Origin of the sequence: Niallia sp. FSL R7-0271, assembly GCF_038005785.1 — a bacterium.
In the GTDB taxonomy this organism is placed as follows: domain Bacteria; phylum Bacillota; class Bacilli; order Bacillales; family Cytobacillaceae; genus Niallia.
This window is the reverse complement of the sequence record NZ_JBBOTZ010000002.1, coordinates 430,183-451,446: the sequence shown is the minus strand read 5'-3', so window position 1 is coordinate 451,446 and position 21,264 is coordinate 430,183. Positions and strand designations below refer to the sequence as shown.

General features: G+C 33.2%; 18 protein-coding genes and 1 pseudogene. 3 read left to right on the top strand and 16 right to left on the bottom strand.

Features of this window, described 5'->3' with window-relative positions; all coding sequences use genetic code 11:
- Positions 1-169: 169 nt before the first annotated feature.
- Positions 170-1,039: a dihydrodipicolinate synthase family protein gene (locus MKX82_RS22245; RefSeq protein ID WP_341080131.1), complete on the bottom strand. Its 870-nt coding sequence runs from the start codon at positions 1,037-1,039 to the stop codon at positions 170-172.
- 184 nt (positions 1,040-1,223) lie between these two features.
- On the opposite strand from MKX82_RS22245, the gene pdxR reads away from it, so the two are divergent.
- Positions 1,224-2,600 (top strand): MocR-like pyridoxine biosynthesis transcription factor PdxR, encoded by a 1,377-nt coding sequence (gene pdxR / locus MKX82_RS22240; RefSeq protein WP_341080129.1) that lies wholly within the window; start codon positions 1,224-1,226, stop codon positions 2,598-2,600.
- 152 nt (positions 2,601-2,752) lie between these two features.
- Here the strand turns inward: pdxR and MKX82_RS22235 are convergent, their stop codons facing one another.
- From MKX82_RS22235 to MKX82_RS22185, 11 genes and pseudogenes are all read right to left on the bottom strand, one after another.
- A complete protein-coding gene (locus tag MKX82_RS22235; RefSeq protein WP_341080128.1) occupies positions 2,753-3,406 on the bottom strand; it encodes an ABC-2 transporter permease in 654 nt (217 codons plus the stop codon).
- Complete coding sequence (locus MKX82_RS22230) at positions 3,407-4,258, bottom strand: ABC transporter ATP-binding protein (RefSeq protein ID WP_341080127.1); 852 nt, start codon at positions 4,256-4,258, stop codon at positions 3,407-3,409.
- 511 nt (positions 4,259-4,769) lie between these two features.
- Positions 4,770-5,369 (bottom strand): annotated as a pseudogene (locus tag MKX82_RS22225) (IS3 family transposase); the annotation flags it as partial.
- Positions 5,370-5,406: 37 nt separating this feature from the next.
- Entirely contained in the window at positions 5,407-6,105 is a 699-nt protein-coding gene (locus tag MKX82_RS22220) for a cyclase family protein (protein ID WP_341080126.1), read from the bottom strand.
- A gap of 13 nt (positions 6,106-6,118) precedes the next feature.
- The gene (locus MKX82_RS22215; protein WP_341080125.1) at positions 6,119-6,757 is read right to left on the bottom strand and encodes a YczE/YyaS/YitT family protein; all 639 of its coding nucleotides are present in this window, start codon (positions 6,755-6,757) and stop codon (positions 6,119-6,121) included.
- Between the two features lie 73 nt (positions 6,758-6,830).
- Positions 6,831-7,697: an arginase family protein gene (locus MKX82_RS22210; protein WP_233317956.1), complete on the bottom strand. Its 867-nt coding sequence runs from the start codon at positions 7,695-7,697 to the stop codon at positions 6,831-6,833.
- A complete protein-coding gene (locus MKX82_RS22205) occupies positions 7,694-9,148 on the bottom strand; it encodes a glycoside hydrolase family 1 protein (RefSeq protein WP_341080124.1) in 1,455 nt (484 codons plus the stop codon). The genes MKX82_RS22210 and MKX82_RS22205 overlap by 4 nt, the downstream gene beginning before the upstream one ends.
- Positions 9,149-9,213: 65 nt before the next feature.
- Entirely contained in the window at positions 9,214-11,079 is a 1,866-nt protein-coding gene (locus MKX82_RS22200; RefSeq protein ID WP_233317961.1) for a beta-glucoside-specific PTS transporter subunit IIABC, read from the bottom strand.
- Between the two features lie 202 nt (positions 11,080-11,281).
- Positions 11,282-12,136: a MurR/RpiR family transcriptional regulator gene (locus MKX82_RS22195; protein ID WP_233317964.1), complete on the bottom strand. Its 855-nt coding sequence runs from the start codon at positions 12,134-12,136 to the stop codon at positions 11,282-11,284.
- A 285-nt stretch (positions 12,137-12,421) separates the two neighbouring features.
- The gene (locus MKX82_RS22190) at positions 12,422-12,883 is read right to left on the bottom strand and encodes an ester cyclase (protein ID WP_237943546.1); all 462 of its coding nucleotides are present in this window, start codon (positions 12,881-12,883) and stop codon (positions 12,422-12,424) included.
- Between the two features lie 198 nt (positions 12,884-13,081).
- The gene (locus MKX82_RS22185) at positions 13,082-13,924 is read right to left on the bottom strand and encodes a MerR family transcriptional regulator (protein WP_341080111.1); all 843 of its coding nucleotides are present in this window, start codon (positions 13,922-13,924) and stop codon (positions 13,082-13,084) included.
- Positions 13,925-14,179: 255 nt separating this feature from the next.
- On the opposite strand from MKX82_RS22185, the gene MKX82_RS22180 reads away from it, so the two are divergent.
- Together MKX82_RS22180 and MKX82_RS22175 are read left to right on the top strand one after the other, a co-directional pair.
- Positions 14,180-15,154, top strand: a complete 975-nt coding sequence (locus tag MKX82_RS22180) for an NAD(P)H-dependent flavin oxidoreductase (RefSeq protein WP_341080109.1) — start codon at positions 14,180-14,182, stop codon at positions 15,152-15,154.
- Between the two features lie 356 nt (positions 15,155-15,510).
- Complete coding sequence (locus MKX82_RS22175; RefSeq protein ID WP_341080108.1) at positions 15,511-16,509, top strand: DUF3231 family protein; 999 nt, start codon at positions 15,511-15,513, stop codon at positions 16,507-16,509.
- 229 nt (positions 16,510-16,738) lie between these two features.
- On the opposite strand, the gene MKX82_RS22170 is transcribed toward MKX82_RS22175, so the two are convergent.
- The 4 genes from MKX82_RS22170 to MKX82_RS22155 all read right to left on the bottom strand — a co-directional run bounded on the left by MKX82_RS22170 (position 16,739) and on the right by MKX82_RS22155 (position 20,994).
- Positions 16,739-17,212, bottom strand: a complete 474-nt coding sequence (locus tag MKX82_RS22170; protein WP_341080106.1) for a DinB family protein — start codon at positions 17,210-17,212, stop codon at positions 16,739-16,741.
- A gap of 795 nt (positions 17,213-18,007) precedes the next feature.
- Entirely contained in the window at positions 18,008-18,553 is a 546-nt protein-coding gene (locus MKX82_RS22165) for a DUF3841 domain-containing protein (protein WP_341080105.1), read from the bottom strand.
- Between the two features lie 553 nt (positions 18,554-19,106).
- Positions 19,107-19,787 (bottom strand): TetR/AcrR family transcriptional regulator, encoded by a 681-nt coding sequence (locus MKX82_RS22160; RefSeq protein WP_341080104.1) that lies wholly within the window; start codon positions 19,785-19,787, stop codon positions 19,107-19,109.
- Between the two features lie 37 nt (positions 19,788-19,824).
- Entirely contained in the window at positions 19,825-20,994 is a 1,170-nt protein-coding gene (locus MKX82_RS22155; RefSeq protein ID WP_341080103.1) for an FAD-dependent oxidoreductase, read from the bottom strand.
- Between the last annotated feature and the right edge of the window lie 270 nt (positions 20,995-21,264).

Here is a 21,264-nt window from a genome sequence, read left to right as displayed (position 1 = left end):
AAATTACACATAACTATAAAAGTGTTAACTCCAATATAAGTGTTTATCCTTCTTAAGTTGAAATTGAAAAATACGTCTAATCCTTTACACACCAAGGTTTCTACGCATTTCCCAATATAAATTTAATGATACTTGTTTATACTTCTTCAACGACTGCTTCTTTTCTTAACTATTTAAGAAAACCATCAATTATTATTTGCTCCTCTTTGTTTAAAGTAGAAATGGGTTCCCGACAAATACCTGCAGATACATTTTGCTTATCTAATATATACTTAATGGCTCGAAGTGCTCCAATCTCTGTAATAGTCTTCATATAAGGGGACAGTTTAGAGAGTAGCTCCTTTGCAACATTAATCTTACCAGACTTTATTTGTTTAACTATCTCATGTATTTCGTTAGGAAATACATTTCCTAACACACTAGAAATACCATTAAAACCAAGTTCAGCATCTTCTAATATAGTTTGGTCTGATCCAGTTAATACAATAAATGAAGAACCGAGTTTTTCTTTTACTTCCTTTACTGTAGCTCGATCACCCGCTTCCTTTAATGCAATAATCTGAGGGAACTGTTTAACTAATCTAAATAATGTTTCTATATTTAAACTAAAACCAGTTCTTGGAGGGTTATTATATAGCATAATTGGTAAAGAAGTATGGGAACAAACCTTTGCTACATAATGAAAGGCTTCCTCTTGATTAATTCGGAGGTATGGAGGGAAACCTAACATAATTCCATTTAAACCAGCTTCTTCTGCTTCAATAGCCAGTGAAATCGCATCTTTCGTTTGAACTGCTGCAACTCCTCCATAAAGTAGAACTTCATTTTTCGCTGCTTCTTTTACTTTATGAAATAAAGTAATACGTTCTTCTATAGTCATAGAATGTTGCTCTCCTGTAGATCCACTAATCAGTAAGGAGGGAACATTATTCTTTTTATAGTAATCAATTAATGGCGGTATACCGTCTAAATTAAGCTTACCGTCATAAGTAAACGGTGTTACCATCGCAATACTGAATTCAAGAAAAGGATTTTTCATTTCAAGTTCTCCTTATATTTTATTTTCTTCACCACTTGTGCCACTTAGAATCAAGTTCTTTATACCTGCTTCATCATTGGGAAATATTAAGTTTTATAGATGGCTTCAGAAAAATTCTATAATGTAATCTGACATAAAAAAAGGTACAATTATGAACAAATAAACATGTCAAGGGTGGCATTTAATGAAAAATACTATTTTTGCTCTTAATGACGACGCACCGAAATACAAACAAATTTACGAACAGTTTAAATTATATATTGAGAATGGAAATATCTCCGTTAACGAACAGCTGCCATCTATTCGTCAACTTGCAGACTCCCTTTCGGTAAGCAGAAATACTACACTTAATGCCTATGAACAACTTTTGGCAGAAGGTTATATTCGTAGTGATGGACGTAAAGGCTATTTTGTAAACGAATTAGATCCGCTTTTATATCAAAGTGTAAAAATGCCAACTAAAAATGAAAAAAAAGAATTAAAAAATGTCCGCATTGATTTCCGAGCAGGAACCGTAGATCAACAGCATTTCCCATTGAAAACTTGGAGAAGAGTGACCAATCAAGTTCTAACTATGCACCATAGTTATCAATATGGAGACCCTTTTGGTGAAGAATGCTTACGTGAACAAATTGCAGCCTATTTATTTCAATCTCGTGGACTCAAAACAAATGCAAATAATATCATAATCAGCAGTGGCACTCAGCCTATGTTAATTAATTTAGGGAAGCTTCTGAGGGAAAATTTCTCTAGCTTTATTGTTGAAGATCCAGGATATGTTGGTGCTAGAGAAGCTTTGAAGTTTCATGATTTTATATTGGAAACGGTACCTGTTTGTGAAACAGGTACAGATTTTTCTACACTAAATCAGAAGGAATCAAGACTGATTTATGTAACACCATCTCACCAAAGTCCAATAGGCGTTAGTATGTCCATACAAGAAAGGTTAAAGCTTATAAATTGGGCCAGTGTCAGACAGGGATATATTATTGAAGATGATTATGATAGTGAATTCCGTTATACACAGCAACCATTCCCAGCATTAGCTTCCATTGATTCAACAAGAGTCATTTACTTTGGGAACTTTTCGAAGTCATTTCTTCCTGGAATACGTATAAGTTATATGGTTCTTCCAGATTCATTAATAAACCAGTATAAAAAGCAATTTTACCTTTTTGAAAGCCCTGCTTCGCTTCATAATCAGCTTGCAATGGCTAAATTTATGAAAGATGGTGAATGGAATCGCCATCTTAAACGAATGCGTCTTGTTTATAAGCAAAAAATGAATTATATCGTTTCAGAATTAAAGAGTCATTTCAAACAAACTATAACGATAATTGGAGAACAGTCTGGATTATTTGTGCTCGTTAAACTCCATCTTAACCGTACTGAAGAATGGTTAATCAATCGCGCTTCATTATATGAAGTAGTAGTGTATCCTACCTCCATATATACGCTAGAAAATCACATGAATGAGCCCACTATAAAGCTTGGCTTTAGCAACCTAACATGTGAAGAAATTCAATTAGGGGTTCATCTTTTAAAAGAAGCTTGGTCATAAAAATACCATGTAGTCGTTAGTAAATTACTAACAACTACATGGCATCTTAATATGTATATTAATGCCGTTATAACATAAAGCAACAACTTTTCTAGAAAAAATTCTTCCTTTGGTATTCAATAATTAATTCGTTTGAATCATCTTATATTTAATTAAAAGTCTTTCTTTTGATAAATAATTACAGCGATAAAGAACGAAAGAAAATAAATGAGAATTCCAAAAATTATATATATAATTGAAACGTAAAATGATGAATCTATTTGTTGGTTATAAGTCGGTAATTTTTCTAATATATTTCCAACTAAACTTTGTAAAGCAAAAGTCGAAAAAAGACCGCCAATTCCACCTCCAATTACAATAGCATCTGATTTTTCTGACCCAAATATATAAAGAAGGGGATAAACTATAGATCCAGCAAAAAGAACTATATAAATACCAAATGAAACTATATTAAAAATACCATCTATTGTTATATCTGTAATTAAACCATAAACATAAAAGAATCCGTATGATAATAACGACCCAATAAATACAACTAACAGATAGAAAAAATAATGACTTTGTACAATATTTTTTCTAGTGACAGGTAGTGTTAAGACATATTTATCATAACCAGTCTTACCTTCATATTTAATGACTTCTAGTGCAGGCATTGACATAAGCAAGATTATTAACATTGCAGTTATACGATACATTGAGGTATCTCCAAAGTACAAGATTAACCCAGAGACCAATATAGCTAATCCTGTATATGCAAAGAAACTGCGATAAACCAAATAATAGTTTGTTAAGAGTAAACCGAGCACTTATAACTCACTCCTTGTTAACAAGATACTCAATTCTTCCATTGAGATATTCTTAGCTACAACTTCGGATGGCAATTTGTCTTTATTCGAAACAAGGACAGTCATTTGAGAACCATTATTCCTTTTTGCAACCACTATATTGCTATTGATTAAATCAAACAGTTTCATATCAACATTTACAATTGCATAGTGTTCATAAACCTTGTTTTTCTCTTCGTTCAGTATGATTTCGCCATCCTTAATAAATATGATGTGACTAGCTAATTTTTCTACATCACTCATAATATGAGAAGAAAGTAATATTCCTCCATTATTTTCACTTACAAAACGTTTTAACTCTTCTAACAATGTTTCTCGGGAAGAAGGATCTAAACCTCCGGTTGCTTCATCAAGGATTAATAACTTTGCATTATGAGATAATGCTACAGCAACAGATAATTTCATAGACATTCCTCGTGAAAATTTATTCACTTTTTTATCTATAGGTAAAGAGAAAGATTTAACCAAACGAAAAAATTCTTGTTGATTCCAGCCCTTAAACAATTTATTAAAAACTCTATTTAGTTGCTTTATTGTAAGATGAGCAGGTAGATTCATAGCATCAAACACCACTCCTATATCTTCCTTTAACTTACTATTTTTATTTAAATTTTCTTCACCGAAAATTTTGACTTTACCACTATTTTTTGTGATTAATCCTAAAATAGTTTTAAATGTTGTTGATTTCCCTGCCCCATTATCACCAATAAATCCAACTATTGAGCCAGGTAGAACATTAAATGTAATGTCTTTTAAGACCTCCTTATTCTCAAATGATTTACTAATATTTTTTATTTCTAGTAGGTTTACCATCTTTTCACTCCCATATTTTCAACCCCTATATCAATAATTATTCTTTAATTAAGATATAATCGATAGATTAAAGTGCACATTCATTTGAGTACTAAGGTATGTATATATTTAATTTAATTTAATATTTTATATATCTAGGAAATAATATATTTTTTAGGAGCGGGTCAAACTATTTAGTTATGAAGTTATGTGTGTAGTTCTAATAGAGGTTTTTCATTACGTTACTTAAATATCCATATTATCCATTTTTATTCCAATTAATTAATGATTACATACATTATAAAAAACCAACAATTTAATTTCAAGTTTTTTACCATTAATTTTAATCTTTTTTTAATATTAAGACATAATTCTTAATCTATTTTTAATCGAGATTCTGTCGTTTGCTTTTATATAATGTTTCTATAAGTCTTTTAATGACCTGATAATGTTTCTATAAGTCTTTTAATGACCTGCAAATTTATATCTTAGTGGATTTGAGTCAATATTTTAGACACAAAAAAGTTAAGTACTACGCTGATTGTTTCATTTGATCTTCCACTGTCTGGAGAGTATTGTAATCCAAACTACTATGTATTCTTTTTCTGTTGTACCAACCTTCAATAAATTGAAACATCGCTAGTTTGGCTGTGTGGTAGTTTGAATATTGTACATGATTTACTTCTTCTTTCTTTAAAATAGCGTGAAAGGACTCGATACAGGCATTATCATAAGGACAACCTTTTTGGCTGATACCATGAGATTGAACGTAATGTATAAATGCTGAGCTAGTGTATGGTGAACCTAAATCTGTGTGTAGAAGTAAACCTTTAGCTGGCTTTTGAGTAGAGTAGGCGTTTCCTAAAGCAGTCATTACTAAGTCGGTTGTAATGGAACGAGAAAACGAAAAACCTACAATTTTCTTGAAATGTAAATCCATTACGGAAGCCAGGTAACACCATCGGTCTCTTACCGTGTGAATGTAGGTGATATATGCGACCCATTTCTCATTGATAGTGGTGGTCGAAAAGTCTCTATTTAATAGGTTCTTGCGTTCCATCACTTTTTCTCGGCTGGAGTATGGACGGTATTTTTTCTTGGTTATCGAACGAATTTTTGATTTTGTCATGATATCGCAACCTTAACTGTAGCGTCTTTTCCAATCTTCTTTATTTATCTATTACAGTTGCAAATACCCTCGCAAGAAAACTTTCTATGGCTACAGCGGGAGGCACTGCGGTTATCATAAATCCATCACTAGGTAATGCTTGTAAGTTTGTCATATCTTCACATATAGGGATTTCTTCACCTAGAAGAATATAGTGTACTGGTGTACCATTGTCAGAAAGATTAGAAATATCATCTACAAGAGGGGTATCAATACCTACAAACGCTACTTGATTTTCTACTAGTGCCCTAGCCAAATCAATTGTTAAGTATGCTGAATTCACCCCATATTCGGGTGTCATAAAAAATTTGTCGTGTCCACTGTAAAATAAAACTGCTTTGTCTTTTAAATCTAAACCTTCAATATCCTTCACATCAAAATAATTTCTATCGTCTGCTAATGTGACTACTACGGAAGGGATGTTGACAAGCTTTTCTAATGGGCAATCTTTAATCTTTTTCCCATCCTTGAAAACATGATAAGGAGCATCTAAATATGTCCCACTAGTACTAACCAACGTAATTTTATTGATTTCTGCACCAGAGTTTGGTCCTCCTCCATTCTGCTTAGAGATCATATCCCTACTAAGATAATTTTCAATTAATACTGGAGGATCTCCCGGGTATGTTACCGTTCCATTTTCAACAGAGTGGCTAAGATCAATGTACTTTAATTTTGCTGATTCACCAAAAAAACTCATCCTTTATTCCTCCTTATACAACTTCTTGTTTCTGTTCTTTTTCAATTAACATTGTATATACACGTTTTTTAAAGAATTGTACTAGCGGACCTGTGAAAAATGCTGTAATTACAGTACTAATCCCTACAACTGCTCCAAATGAAAATCCAACAATGACACATGTTAAATCTGTCATTACTCTTGCTGCAGCAAAGGGAATTTTGTTATTACTAAGCTTAATAATAATGAGAGCTATCGTATCGTAAGGTGCAACTCCTAATTCAGAAGTTAAGTAGATGGAGAATCCTAGAGTTATTACAAAAACAGCTAACACCAAAATTACCAATTTAAGGGCTAACGATAAATTACTACCAAAACTGTAAATATACATATATACAAAGAAATCAGCAATATAACCACTACCAATCATATTGATAATAGTCCCTAAACCAATTTGATTTCTAACAAACAGTAAGGCGAACAAAACTAAAATAAGATTTACTAGTAATGTATAAAAACCAAATGAAAGTTTAGTAAAACTACTTAATCCTAAATTCATCGTTGTAAATGGATCAGTACCAAGGTTAGTAATGCGAAATAATGCAATAGCAAATCCAACCATTAAATTACCAACTAGCATCATACTAATTCTTATAGAAAGATTCTTTTTCATAGTGCTCCTCTTCTGGCTATCAAAATTTCTTTCGAAAAAATCGACTAAATGTATTAGTCGATTTTTCCGTTGCTTAGTCATTAAAGATAGAGATTTCAGATAGTGCCTTTCTAAGGTTAATAGCATCCCAAGGCAAGTGTTCAGCAATTCCAAGACCTACAATTTCTGCTTTTGTTGAAACATCTTTTAAAATTCGAACTACTTGTGCAAGCGTCATCTCGCCGATTGCAGGCTCAAAATTTTCTAAATATGGTTCAGCAGGTAAAATAGAACGGAAATCTGTCGGTGATAAAACATCTAAATCGAAGTGCACAGCTAAATATTCAATTTGATTCTTTTCGATCCAATCAATAATTAGCTGACTGCTGTCCCTTAACTCATCTGGACCAGCAAATTGTAAATTCAACTCTTTTACTGTTTTTTCTTCTTTATCACCCAGATTCTTCTCTATTAATCCCGCATACATTACGTGGGTTGTTGAGATTGGATTTTTTACTTTCGATGCAAATCGTGGTGCTCCTTTTCCAAGCAAATTGCCTAATACCATTGCATGAACATTTGGCCAATCATTTGGTGTTGAAACGTCGGGATGCGCATCCAACCATAATACCCCCAGCTTCCCTGTATATTTTCCATTTAGATAATCAAAAGGAACTTGATCTATTGAACAATCACCTCCGAAAATAATAACTCTATCAGGTTGCTGTTCGTCTAGAATTCTTGCTGTATCTTCCATTTGCTTAAATAATACTTGCTCTCCAATAACGCCATTTTCAACTTCTAATTTTTTTCCGAAGTCTTTGTCTACTGCCACTTCAAAAGTCTCGCTTGTTTTACTTTTAGGTGCAATATGTGCTAATAATTCAGCTCCAAAAGCATATCTCGGGTCATTACCACCTTGCCATTGTGGTAATAAAATTCTTATTGTTTTTTTACTCATTTTTTATCCACCCTTTCTAAACCTTCAAATAAAGACTCACCATTAGACTCAATTACATTTTTATACCAATCAAAACTTTTCTTCTTGTAACGTTCAAGCGTCCCGCTGCAATCATTGTGTTTATCTACATAAATAAAACCATATCGTTTCTTCATTTCAGAAACAGTATTACTTACAATATCTATTGGCCCCCAGCTTGTATATCCTAGTAGCTCAACACCATCTTTAATTGCTTCAGATACTTGCTGAAGATGCTCTTTCAAGTAATTTATACGGTAATCGTCAATTACTGTGTAACTTCCTTTCTCATCAGGAACTAGTTCATCAACTGCACCTAAACCATTTTCGACAATAAATAATGGTAGCTGATAGCGATCGTAGAATTGATTTAACGCATATCTTAGGCCTTTCGGATCAATCTGCCATCCCCAGTCGCTTGCTTTAAGGTATGGATTTTTCACCGTACTTTTCACATTTCCAAGTTCCTGAATATTTAATTCTGGATCAGCAGTCGCACAGTAACTCATGTAGTAACTGAAAGAAATATAGTCGACAGTATGCTGCTTCATTAATTCTTCATCTTCTTTAGTTACTTCAATGTGGATGTTATTTTCCTTAAAATAACGTTTCATATATCCAGGATATTGTCCACGGGCATGTACATCAGCAAAGAATAATGTTTCCCGGTCACGATTTAATGCTTCTTGTATATCATCTGGATTTGGTGTTAAAGGATAGTATGGACTGTTAGCAACCATACAACCAATTTTAAATTCCGGATTAATTTCATGACCAATTTTTGTAGCTAAAGCACTTGCTACAAACTGGTGATGAATAGCTTGATAAAGAATAGATTTATCAATTTCTTCTGACTTTCCTTGAATTCCTCCCCCGTTAAAAGGTGCATCTAAGATTACGTTTATTTCATTAAAAGTAAGCCAATACTTTACCTTATCTTTGTAACGAGTATAAACTGTTTCTACAAAGTGCTGATAAAAATCAATCATCTTCCGATTGGTCCAACCGCCATATTCAGTTGCTAAATACAGCGGTATTTCAAAGTGGACGAGTGTAACCATAACTTCTATTCCATGTTTATGGAGTTCATCAATAAGATCATCGTAGAATTTTAAACCCTTCTCATTTGGTTCTGTTTCATCGCCATTAGGAAAAATCCGTGCCCATGAAATCGAGATTCTTAAAATCTTAAAACCCATTTCGCCAAATAACGTTATATCTTCTTTATAACGATGATAGAAATCGATAGCTTCCTTTTTTAAATAATTTTCAGGGGGAGGGATGACAACATCACCAAATACCCCATACGGCATTGCGTCACCTGTTGTCCACTTTTTCCCATCTTCTAATGATGCTCCTTCACATTGACTAGCTGCTAAAGCTCCTCCCCAGAGAAAATCCTTAGGGAATCCTGCTTTTAATTCTTTTACCATTTCTTTTTACCCTCTTTCTTTTTGTCTAAGTTGTAAATGTTTGTTCAATAAGGTAAATAAACATTTCAGTGTGCAGCAACTACCTCAAAAAGTACATCACCTGAATTTGATTCTGTTTTGTTTGAACCTGTTACAAACTCAAAGGCGCTACTATTTGTAATAATCACTGGTGTTGTAGTATCATAGCCAGTTTTTTGGATTTGCTCTATATCAAACTCCAACAGTAAATCACCGGCTTTAACCTCTTGACCATTAGTTACATGTGATATAAAGAATTCACCTTTTAATTCAACAGTATCTAAGCCGACATGTATTAGCAGTTCACAACCATTATTACTTTTTAAGCCAATCGCATGTTTAGTATCAAACACCATTTCAACAACCCCATCAAAAGGTGCAACTGCTTTTCCGATATTTGGACGAATCGCAATACCATCCCCCATCATCTTTTGTGAAAAGACTTTATCATTTACTTGATCAAGTGGTATGACGCTTCCTGATAATGGACTAAAAATCTTCTGCTTCTCTTCGGTTTCTGTTACAGCACGTTTATGATTTTCACTCTTTTTAGTATTTGTAGTTGTATTTTCTTCAGGGATATCATCAAAACCAATTACTAATGTAAGAATAAAGGCCACTACCAAGGAGACAAGACTACTTATTACAAAATAGATAAAGGTTGGACCTAAAAATAACGGAATACCTGCAATAGGACCTGTTCCCATACCAGATGCTTGAACATGAAAGGCACCAGCAATTGCTCCTCCTAAAGCACCACCTATTGATACAGCAATTAAAGGTCTCTTCAGCTTGGTCGTCACGCCAAATAATGCTGGTTCTGTAATTCCTATAAATGCATTTAAAGCAGCAGTACCTGCTAAAGCCTTGAATCCTTTATTTTTGGTTTTTGTGTATACGGCAAAAGTTGCTCCTGCTTGAGCAGAATTAGCTGCAACAAAAAGTGCCATCATATAATCCACACCAAACTTTGATAGTGATTGAACCATAACTGGTGTAAACCCGACATGCATACCTAAGATAACAAGGAATGGATAAACAGCACCTAATACAGCCCCAGCAAGTATGCCAAAGTTTAAGTAAAAATCAATAAATCCTTGACCTATTGAATTTCCAACTATTGTTCCAATCGGACCTAATACAGCTAAAATAATTGGTGCAACAATAAGCACAGTCAATAAAGGAACTAATATTGTTTTTAAAATTTTAGGAATAACATTTGTTAACCATCTTTCTACATAAGACATAAGCCAAACACCTAAAATTATTGGCAGTACACTACTTGCATAACTTGCATTAGTAATAGGAATTCCAATAAACTTCAGTGAACTAGATTCATTCATCATAGTTATTAAGCTAGGATGAACTAAAATACCTGCAATCGCGACAGCAACATAAGGATTACACTTGAATCTTGTTGCTGTGCTGAAGGCCAATAATAGTGGGATAAAATAGAATGCTGAATCTGAAAAAATATTTAAAAATTTATAGATATCACTTTCAGTAGATACAATATTATAGAACATTAAAAATATCATTATTCCTTTAAGTAAGCCTGCTCCAATAATTGCGGGAATAATAGGTGTGAAAATACCAGAAAGTGTATCTAAAAACCGACTAATTAGACTTTCTTTATTGCCCCCCTTGCCTTCACCATTAGAACTTGATGCGTTTACAAGCGGAAGAAAAGCATCATATATTGCATAAACTTTTCCTCCAAGGATTACTTGAAGTTGATTTCCGACTATGTTGACACCCAACACACCAGGCAATATTTGTATATCATTCACTTTAATTACGTTTGTGTCATTTACCGATAAACGTAAACGAGTAACGCAATGAGTAACTCCTTTAATATTACTTTCACCACCGCTAAATCTGAGAATCTCCTCTGCTAGTTGCTTATCATTCATTGTTAATAACCCCCGTTAACCAGTTTGGGAAAGATCTTTATAAAAGCGCTTTTATATTAGTTAGATAATATCGAAAAATAATTCAGAATACATTAGATTTAATGGATATCGGTCCCATAGTTCATAAAAAGCTCTATTTAAAACATCTCCTTTGACACTCCTGGTCCATAATAAAAAGTCATTTGACTAAATCAAATGACTTTTAAAAGTTATCTTTTTCTTTTCTCTTTTCATAATCAATAACGTCTAAGGCATATTCTAAATTGTTGTCAAAATCAGAGATTAAAAGTGCAGAGAACAAAAGATCAAAGATGTAAGTAATGGAAATGAATGGTGTCAGCACCTCCATACTCATGATAAGCTGTTTTGAATTTATCTCTATATATTCATTACATTCCTTTTTCAAGTTATCGGACTCAGCACCGCCGATTCCAATAATATAGGTTCCTACTCCCTTAAGATATTTTGCAGTTTTAATCATGGCAGGATTCCCGCCTGTAAAAGATACAATTATCGCCACCCTATTTTTATGTTTTTTAGTAGCCATTATGTAATGTTCATTAATACCTGTTTGTGCTGAACACTCAATACCGATAGAAAGAAACTTAAACATAGCAGCTGTTGCGCAACTATACGTTATTCCCTGACCATAAATATCTATTTTATCTGCTTTTTTTAATTGATTGATAACTCTATTTAATGAGTTATAATTTAACATCATTTTAGTGTTAGTAATTGATTTGTCATACACAGAAGGAACAATATTTACTATCTCCTTAACCGAACTGTTTTTATTAAAAGGTTCCTTTTCTAGAATTTGAATTAGTCTTTCCTTTTCAACTATTTCAAGTTCTAGTTTTCGACGGAATTCATTATAGCTAGAAATTCCTAACTTTTTACAAAACCGAAGAACAGTGGCCTTGCTGGTATACGATCTCTTACCAAGTTCTTCAGCAGTTAATTCAACCGATTCTAAGGCGTGTTCAAGAATATAATTCGCTATTTGTATTTCAGAAGAAGTAAATTCTATTTTATTTTCCAATTGTTCAATAAGCATTCCTTTTTCACTCCCAGACAGATTATTCACTTTATCTCATTTTACATCAAGGGACCGATTGGTAGAAATTCATATTCACTAGAGCTAAAGATAGTAAGCACAACATAATCTGCAATACTAAAGCCAATATTACAGTTTTTAACAATAGAAAAACAAAGTAACACTGCCAAAAAACCTGCCAAGAGTTGCTTAGCAGGTTTTTTGGCAGAAAATAAAATTTTACTACAAACACATTTTGTAAATAATAGATTAGCAATAACAGTTACTAATATTTATGGACAACTATTATTTTTCTAGCTTAAAGCCTATTTCCATTGCCAATTTGATTTCTTCACACATATACCACATATCAGTTATTTGTCCATCTTCATTAAATTCAAAGATACCCACCTCATCCCACTCTATTCTTTTATAAGTAGCAGGCATTCCAACGAATGTATCTTTATGAGTTACATAATAATGAAATTGTGCAATGACTTTATTTCCTTCTGCAACAATGGAGTTCATTTCCACCTTTTGCTCACTCAATGCACCGTGCAGTACAGCCCAACCTTCTGTCATCCACTCTAAGAAGTTTCCTTTTTTCGGAATTGCATCACCTGTAGCTTCATAAAGTGCGGCAAAGCCAGCTCTATGGGTAACAGCATCCTTTGATACAACTTGACGAACGTAATCTACATCGTTAGTTGGTAAAGCCTCAGTAATAAATTTTCTAACAATTTCTTTATTATTCTCTAGTATATTCAAAATAGTACCTCCTAAATGTCTTTTCTATTTTTAGTAGCGCTCTACGAACCAAATCATAAACCCTATAGTAGGAATAGGGTCAACTGATTTTTATGTATCCCAATACAGCATACGTTATGTATAGCAATCTCACCTCTTCCCTTCTATTACATCCACCAAAAAAATAAAAAAAGCTCCTACCATACAGTAGGACCTTTTTTACTGATGTATTCTTTTCACTCTCAATTCAATAAGAAATGCCTCTTCTTTTAATGAACTATAATTTGTAGGAAGAGAAACTTCATAAACCTTCCCCTCGGTTTGAATTTTATTAGATTCAATATAATGATAGAGCATTTGATAATAATGATTGTACTCATTATTATTCTCTGTTCTATCAAATGCAATACAAACATAATCTCCTGAGGTAATTGTATCTAGGGTCATTGGTGCTTCTATATTTAGACTTTCTTCTGATACTGATGTATAAATAAACTCATAGTTAATGGGAGTATCTTTATATGATTTCAAAGGAAAGATATATCCATACTGATTATCTATGATACATCCCTTCTCTTCTAATACGTTAGCCAACTTTCTAACATAAAGACCTGGACGACCATTATAAGGAGTGAGTGAAACTGTAGGCATAATTAAAACCCGTTCTTCTTTTATCGTACGGTAATAGACTTTTCCTCTTTCTTTCCCGCAAATTTCTAACTGTTCGTTTAGTTGACGTTTTTTCTTCTCTAATATGCATTTTGCATCTTGCAATTTTTTAAACTCATTTTCAATTACAGTCTCTTGTTGTTGTAGAAAGTTTCGCATATCTTGCGGTGTATTTAGGATAATCTGTTTAATTTCTTCTAATGGAGTTTGTATGCTTTTTAAATATTTTATAATATCAAGATAAAAGAATTGACTAATATGATAGTATCTATATCCATTACTCGGATCAGTATAATCCGGTTTAAAAATTCCTAGCCTATCATAGTACCGCAATGTTTGAATAGAAATATTGTTCAGCTTCGCAGTTTCCCCGATTGAAAAATGTTCGTTCATTTTAAAATTCCCTTTCTATCCTCTTTAGAAGCAAATCAACTTAATTCTATAGCTACTTTTCATTTTGTTCTTTTTTGTAATATAAATACAACCATTTAGAAAGTCAATAATTTGTTTCCTTTCACTCTCGTCATTCCCCATATCCTTTTCATATGATTTTTTGCATATTCAACAAATAATTATTGACTCTATTCTTACTATAGAGTTTATACTCTGATACAGATCAAATATTTTTATAAAGGAAGTAGAGTGATAATGATGAATAACAATAGAGTATGTAAGATACTCGGTATAAAATATCCTATCGTGCAAGCTGCCATGAACTGGATTACAAACGCAAACATGGTTGCTGCTGTTTCGAATGCAGGAGGAATGGGAGTATTAGGTCCCAACGCTGGACCAAAGAAAGATGGAGCTAGACAAATTAACACGGAGGAAAGAATCCGTAATGAAATACGAAAAATTAAATCACTAACGGATAAACCATTTGCGGTAAATATTATCCTACCTGAAGAAGGAATGGACGATAACGGATTTTATGTTCGAACTACTCTCCATGTAGCTTTTGATGAGGGTGTTAAATATTTTGTAACAGTTGGAAATGTAAATCGTCAAGTATTTAAAGAGATCAAGAATCAAGGAGGTGTAATAATCCATCGTGAATTAACTCCTACAACTGAAGCTGCAAGAATTGCCGAAGAAGCAGGCGCTGATATCATTATAGCTACAGGTTATGATGAAGGTGGTGTTATTCCGCAACAAGCAATTGGAACATTTTCCATTGTTCCAACTATTGTAGATTCAGTTGATATACCCGTAATTGCTACAGGTGGAATTAATGATATCCGTGGTGTGAGAGCAGCTTTTGCTCTTGGAGCTGTAGGCGTTTATGTGGGTACTCGTTTTATTGTTTCCAATGAATGCCCTGCTTCAGATACAACAAAGCAACAAATTATTCATTCAAAAGGTACTGACCTTCTTTCAGTTTCTGCCAACCAACGTTCCATACCTAATGAAGCAGCTCAAGAATACGAGAATTTGTACAAAAATGGGTTACCTTCTGATCTAGTGAATAAAAAAATAAGTGAAGACGGTGGCATTCGCACTGGAATGCTAGAAGGGAAAATGGATGCGGGGATTGTTTCAGTAAATACCGCTATTGATCTCATTAAGGATGTAAAGACATGCGAAGATATAGTCAAGGAATTAATGGCTGACTTTATTAAGTAAAGGCATTTAGGAACCACAATCATATTATCTTCAAGTAAAAGCTGGAACTGGTAAAATCCTTAGGATATAGCATCGGTTTTTACCAGTTTTTTAAGATTTTTTATTGAACACTAACTTACGTCTTATATATACGAAATGCTTGCCTGGTTATCACATAAGAAAAAGTGTCCCCTAAAATACTTGATTACCTTACCGCTTGAAGCACAAATAAGCTGGCTGCATTTCTAAAAAAGACTATTGCCTAGCAGCCATCCCTCCAATTTTCCACAAATATTTAGGAATCTTTAATTTTTTGGGCTTTAGTACAGAGCATATTCTGAATACATTTGGAAATATTATGATGGAGGTGAATTTATATGGAAAAATCAGCCCTTACTTCTTCTGAAATAGGTTCCTTATGGGCAGAGTATATAAATGGAACAGCCACAAATATTATTAATAAGTATATGTTTTCCATTATAGAAGATAAAGCAATAAAGGAACTATTTAATATCGCTATTAAGACATTTGGCCAACAAAAAAACGAAATTGGTAATTTCTTCGTTAAAGAAGGATTTCCTGTTCCCATTGGATTTAATGAAACTGACTTATATCTTGGAAAACAGAAATTGTTTTCAGATGCATTTTGCCTAAATTATTTACACATCATGACTATACATGGAACTTTAGGGCATAACACAGCACTATGTATTTCAGTCAGAAAAGATTTGAGAACTTTTTACGATTCATGTAGTACTGCAGGAAATAAAATGTATCATAAAACAATTGAGTTATTGCTTGAGAAAGGTTTATTTCAAAGGGATCCACTATACTATTCGTACGAACACCCAACTTTTATTAGCAGTAAAGATTTTAGTGATGGTTTTTTGGGAAAAGGTAGAATGCTTGCCGCTACAGAAATTGTAAGTCTTTCCTTGAACCTTAAGAAAAGTATAATGGCTAAAACTCTTTCCATTGCATTCTCACAGGTAGCAGAATCTAAAGAAGTAAGAAAATTTCTAACTGAGTCAGAAAAGACAGCAGATGGCCAAATAAAAGCATTAGCAAAAATACTTCAAGCGGATAATTTACCCGTTCCAAAATCATTGGAAACAGAAGTTACCACCTCTACTGACTCACCATTTTCAGATAAGTTAATGCTTTTCCATATGGGTTTTTTATTTCAAGCTGCCCAAAATTATCATGGCGCTGGCTTGGCTTCAGCCATGAGAACAGATCTTGTAGCCACTTATGAGAAGACTATTCTACAAAATCTTTTAGTTACCAAAAATTGGTTTGATCTTATGGTGAAAAATAAATGGTTAGAACAACCACCACTTGCACCTAATAGGAACGAAATTGCTAAAAAGAATTAACAAACTCTTGCCCTTCCATATTGGTAGGGCAAGAGTTTATTAATTATTCTTTCACTAAACTGCCCAGAATGCGACATTTGGACAATTTATTCCATGAATACTGTAAATTAAAGCCAAAAAAAGTGTTAACACTGCTCTGTTTAATGCTCCCCTTAGGACTATTTGTTTATCCTTATTGAGAGAATTTCCGCAAGTATCTCAAATTATAACACCCGATAGCAATCGTTCCTTACTCAAATAATTGGACGTTCGGCTCACGCTTCAATACATGTACGATTAATGAGTGTAACTGTGCACGGTGATGAAATAGATGAGCCTGTGTATCCAACAGCCATTCGTATCTAGAATGTTTTACTCCAAAAAAAGAAGTGGTTTCACGTAACAACTCCTCTTCCCGTAATAATGTTACGCCTTCCTTTAAATAATTAAAATTGTTAATAAGGGCTTCCTTTATTGCTAATTTAGTAGCTTCTGGTTCAGAATCTACATAGAAATGGTCTAATTCCTCTTCTGAAGCACCAGCACCGATTAAAAAATCTGCTTTGCATAAAACAGATATATGTGAAAGTAGCTCACCAATTGACCATTTACCAGCAGTCGGCCTTATATTCAGTTCTTCCTCACTTATAGTGTCTATTAACTTAATTATAGAGTTAACAGCCAATTCCATTTGTTTGATAACACCATTGCTGTAAACGTTCATATTAATATATATCCCCCTTTTTTCACCTATTTTAATTTATTCAAGAAAGGTATACATTAATCCTGTTGGCTACATGTTTAACCTATTAAAAATACTTTTTTACGTTTGATGCTACCCCATTTTCACGAACTGAAATTATCTATTTTTTAAGAAAGATGAACCTCCTATCGTAAAAAACTCAACAAGTTAAAATTACATCTAAGTTACCTCGTTAAACTAAATTCCCTGTTAGCCTTTGTCTCTTGTACATAGTTCGCAACTTAAATTAATATAGAGATACATAGAATTATCAGTTCTACAAAAATGAAGGTTTATTTTTTAAACAAACGAATGGAGATTATCAGTTAGTTTAAATCAATAAATAGCTTTGTGGGATGATTCTCTTAAATACGCAGTTTCACGAATAAGAATTTAACGCAGACTTACAGATTTTATATTTCTTGTTTATACTTCTTCTCTTGTCTGTTAAATAAACTACATACTATTATTATGTAAGTAATTTTTTACCTTTTTGGTCGTTTTGTTGCTAAATTTATCTGGTAGCAATTAAGCTTCTTGAAATACGAATATACTTTTACTTTTTTATCTGGCACAAGGCGATAATAATATTAAATATAATCTATAGGGGCGTGTCGGATTAATTTTGGACATATAGGATTTTCCTCTAATTCAACTATAGCCTAAATATATTATTTTACAAATTTTCCTTTAATACAGAAATGCTGCCAAGTTTGTTCCAAAATATTTGCATTTTACCTTTATCCACAGAGAGAAAGACTTTTAATAAGAAAGGGATTAATAATGTTTACTACCTTTAGCAATAAATCTTGTTACTTTTTTGACCATACTCATAGTAATCTTTGGTGTAACACCTTGAATCCAGTCTTCATTGAATTTACCATTCCAGTCATTATCGAGACTTCTCAATAGATTAAAGTCAAAAATCTTTTCCCACGAATCTTCAGTAGGATAACTCTCCTCATCCTCTAAATATCTTTCCCATTCGTCCTCTGACTCTGTAATTGGACCATTATTAAGTACAAAATGCCAATGATCAAAGTCAGACCATAAAATTTTATCTTCAGGTATTTCTAAAGTAAGTATTACTCCTTTTATCCCTTTACTAAGCAAAGCATGTTCATTTCTATTAACTTTTCTCTTCCAAACCCAAATAGGGTAGTCCTTTCCGTTGTATCCTTCAATCTTCTTTTCCATTTGCTGCATCATCCATTGGTAAGGTTTCTTAAAGTCTTCCCAAACGAACTTCTCATCACCGATTAAATATCCTTGTTCCCTCATTCGGTAATATGTTTCTAACCGTTGTACTGTATAAACTTTCATATTACACCAACCTTACATCTCTTTTCCCATCATTATTTTTCTACGTTTCATTATTTTAGCTTTAATGCTTGTTCTGTGTCTATTACTATCAATGAATAGGTAAATTTCCACTGCAAACTCGTACTAAAAAAGAAAGGAATTTTTTAATCATAATTGATTTTTTAATTCGTACTAATATTTTATGGGCTGACTTTTTATCCTAATTAATGATTGGGTTGATTAGGCGTAGTTATTCCTTTCGTATTAGGAGGAAAAAATTAGATTTAAAATTATCCGGTCTATTATAATTCTAGTTAAACTATCGCCCCCGTTAGTTTAAGTGTATTTCTTCACAAAGCTTCCGTTTTTACTGTTCATATAATTGGTTAGGATTTGGTTAGTATGCCTTTGTGTCATACTTGTCTTGAGTTACATTCGTTATTAAGCAAAATGAATATTGAAAATCACAACATAAACTTTTACTAACATTTTTTACATTTTTAATAAAAAAAGAACAAGAGGCCCAATCATTAAGCCAATTGTTCTTTTTAAAAATTCTGAACCATACTATTTACTATTTGTTGAAATGTAGAATTCCGTGTAATAGTACTTCAAGTCCCCAGTGAAAGCGTTCCATTGACTCTGTATCTCCAGAAAACATTTCCTCACCTAGACTGAATAGAATTGGAAACAGAACTGGGTCCGCACTTTGAAAGATTTCTTTAATATCAGCTATTTGCATATTTCCATTCTTTTTCCTTGAAGTACGTTCATATGCTACTGAAGAAACGTAGAGTAATAACAGGTCTACTCCCCATGCTGCTGATCTAGACTTAACTCCACCCTCCAGCAAGGTAGCAAGGATGTATTCAGTCAATCTTAGAAAGTTTGTCCCTCTCGGAATAGTAGAGAAAGAAAGTTCTGCGAGACCAGGTTCCTCGTGTAGTAACAAGAAATATGTGTTCAATGCTCCAAATAAATTTCCCTTCCATGAATTTTGTTTTGGCTCAGGTAAAACCATTTGGCCAAGGCCATAATCCAATACCAATGAACTTAATTCTTGAAAATTTTTAACATAAACATACAATGATGACGGGCCAGTATCCAATGCTTTTGCAACCTTACGCATGCTCATACCTGTAACACCCTGCTCTTTAAGAAGTTCATAGGCTGTTCGTATGATAAGTTCATGACTTAATGGTTCTTTAGCTGGTCGATCCCTGCGACTAATTATTTTTCGATTCGAATTTTCCATAATTACTTTATACCATGGTAAAATAAATTAGTAAATATCAATTGTTTTGTTCATTATTGTATTGCTCATGTAATGAATTCATTAAATCTAAAAACTTTTGAGCTGCATTATCAGAGAAACTTAACTCTAAGTTATCCTGTGATTCCTGTGCCTTTTCTGAGGCATACTCATACATTTTTTCTTCATATTCTTCAATTGCACTAGCAAAATCATTATTTCGGATAATGGAAAGAGCTAAATTCATCGCATCAAACATTGCCAAGTTAACACCTTCACCTGCAAATGGTGACATTACATGAGCTGCATCCCCAATAAGAGTAACACCAGGATTACGTTCCCACTTGAAATCAATTGGTAGCATATAAATTCGTCTTTGTATGATAGAGTCTTCTGCATATCGAATGTATCTCTTAAGATCTTCGTCCCAGTCACTAAGTATATCTAATAATTTTTCTTTTGCTTCAATAGGCTTATCCATAGAAATACCGTTTTTATCTGGCCAGTCTTTATCAACTCTTAGACTAACATATACTTTTATTCTACCATCCCCATTTAGTTGAGCAAGAATCCCTTTATTATCGCCTAAAGCAAATACTTTACCACGTCTGTTGAATTCAAACAAATCTGGATGATTTTCTGCCACGTTCAGTATATTAAGTTCAAAGAACGTTAGGCCAGTATATTTAATATCTGTATTCGTTAGCAACGGACGAACACGTGAAAATGCTCCGTCTGCCCCAACAAGGCAATCAACCGTTTCTACAAATCCGTTCTCAAAATGAAGTTCTGTCATACCATTATCGAGTGAAACAGCCTTTTCTAACTTATATCCGTATTTTATACAGCTTTTATCAAGAGCGTTTAATAGAAGATCACAAAGCGCGCCACGATCAATTTCAGGTCGGTCACCCTTTTCATCAGGTGCAGTTATTTCATCAATGAAAATTTTCCCATCTTTATCAAGAAGACGGAAATCCTCCCCTTCATAACGAGCAATTTTCTGAAAATCCTCGTAAAGACCAGCTTCTTTAAGTGCCATTTGTCCTGATTCTTCATGAATATCAAGAGAACCACCTCTTTGACTGTTCATGTCAAGTTGTTCTCGTTCATAGATGACAGGCTGCATACCATTGCGTTGTAATAGTAGAGCAAGTGTTAATCCTCCTGGGCCTCCACCAATAATTGCTATACGTTTATTTTCATTCATGTTGTAATCCTCCTAATAATTAATTCTTGAACTTAACGAACATCGTTCGTTTTAAGTTAAAAAAATAAACTACATTTATTCTTTTACAAATCAAACTATATGTTAAAAAGTAGCTAAGAGATAACGCCTATAGTTTGGTCTATAACTTAGAATATATTCTTTACCTTTTTTATAAAAATACTTAGTACCTTCAAATTAAACTTTCTTTAGACCTTATTAAATCGGGTACATATATGTTATACCATAACGAACATCGTTCGTAAAGAACAA

Bases quoted from the DNA above. Each gene is read 5' to 3' on its own strand.
- MKX82_RS22245 (WP_341080131.1), bottom strand. From the start codon at position 1,039: ATGAAAAATCCTTTTCTTGAATTCAGTATTGCGATGGTAACACCGTTT.
- pdxR (WP_341080129.1), top strand. From the start codon at position 1,224: ATGAAAAATACTATTTTTGCTCTTAATGACGACGCACCGAAATACAAA.
- MKX82_RS22230 (WP_341080127.1), bottom strand. From the start codon at position 4,258: ATGGTAAACCTACTAGAAATAAAAAATATTAGTAAATCATTTGAGAAT.
- MKX82_RS22220 (WP_341080126.1), bottom strand. From the start codon at position 6,105: ATGAGTTTTTTTGGTGAATCAGCAAAATTAAAGTACATTGATCTTAGC.
- MKX82_RS22215 (WP_341080125.1), bottom strand. From the start codon at position 6,757: ATGAAAAAGAATCTTTCTATAAGAATTAGTATGATGCTAGTTGGTAAT.
- MKX82_RS22210 (WP_233317956.1), bottom strand. From the start codon at position 7,697: ATGAGTAAAAAAACAATAAGAATTTTATTACCACAATGGCAAGGTGGT.
- MKX82_RS22205 (WP_341080124.1), bottom strand. From the start codon at position 9,148: ATGGTAAAAGAATTAAAAGCAGGATTCCCTAAGGATTTTCTCTGGGGA.
- MKX82_RS22200 (WP_233317961.1), bottom strand. From the start codon at position 11,079: ATGAATGATAAGCAACTAGCAGAGGAGATTCTCAGATTTAGCGGTGGT.
- MKX82_RS22195 (WP_233317964.1), bottom strand. From the start codon at position 12,136: ATGCTTATTGAACAATTGGAAAATAAAATAGAATTTACTTCTTCTGAA.
- MKX82_RS22185 (WP_341080111.1), bottom strand. From the start codon at position 13,924: ATGAACGAACATTTTTCAATCGGGGAAACTGCGAAGCTGAACAATATT.
- MKX82_RS22180 (WP_341080109.1), top strand. From the start codon at position 14,180: ATGATGAATAACAATAGAGTATGTAAGATACTCGGTATAAAATATCCT.
- MKX82_RS22175 (WP_341080108.1), top strand. From the start codon at position 15,511: ATGGAAAAATCAGCCCTTACTTCTTCTGAAATAGGTTCCTTATGGGCA.
- MKX82_RS22170 (WP_341080106.1), bottom strand. From the start codon at position 17,212: ATGAACGTTTACAGCAATGGTGTTATCAAACAAATGGAATTGGCTGTT.
- MKX82_RS22165 (WP_341080105.1), bottom strand. From the start codon at position 18,553: ATGAAAGTTTATACAGTACAACGGTTAGAAACATATTACCGAATGAGG.
- MKX82_RS22160 (WP_341080104.1), bottom strand. From the start codon at position 19,787: ATGGAAAATTCGAATCGAAAAATAATTAGTCGCAGGGATCGACCAGCT.
- MKX82_RS22155 (WP_341080103.1), bottom strand. From the start codon at position 20,994: ATGAATGAAAATAAACGTATAGCAATTATTGGTGGAGGCCCAGGAGGA.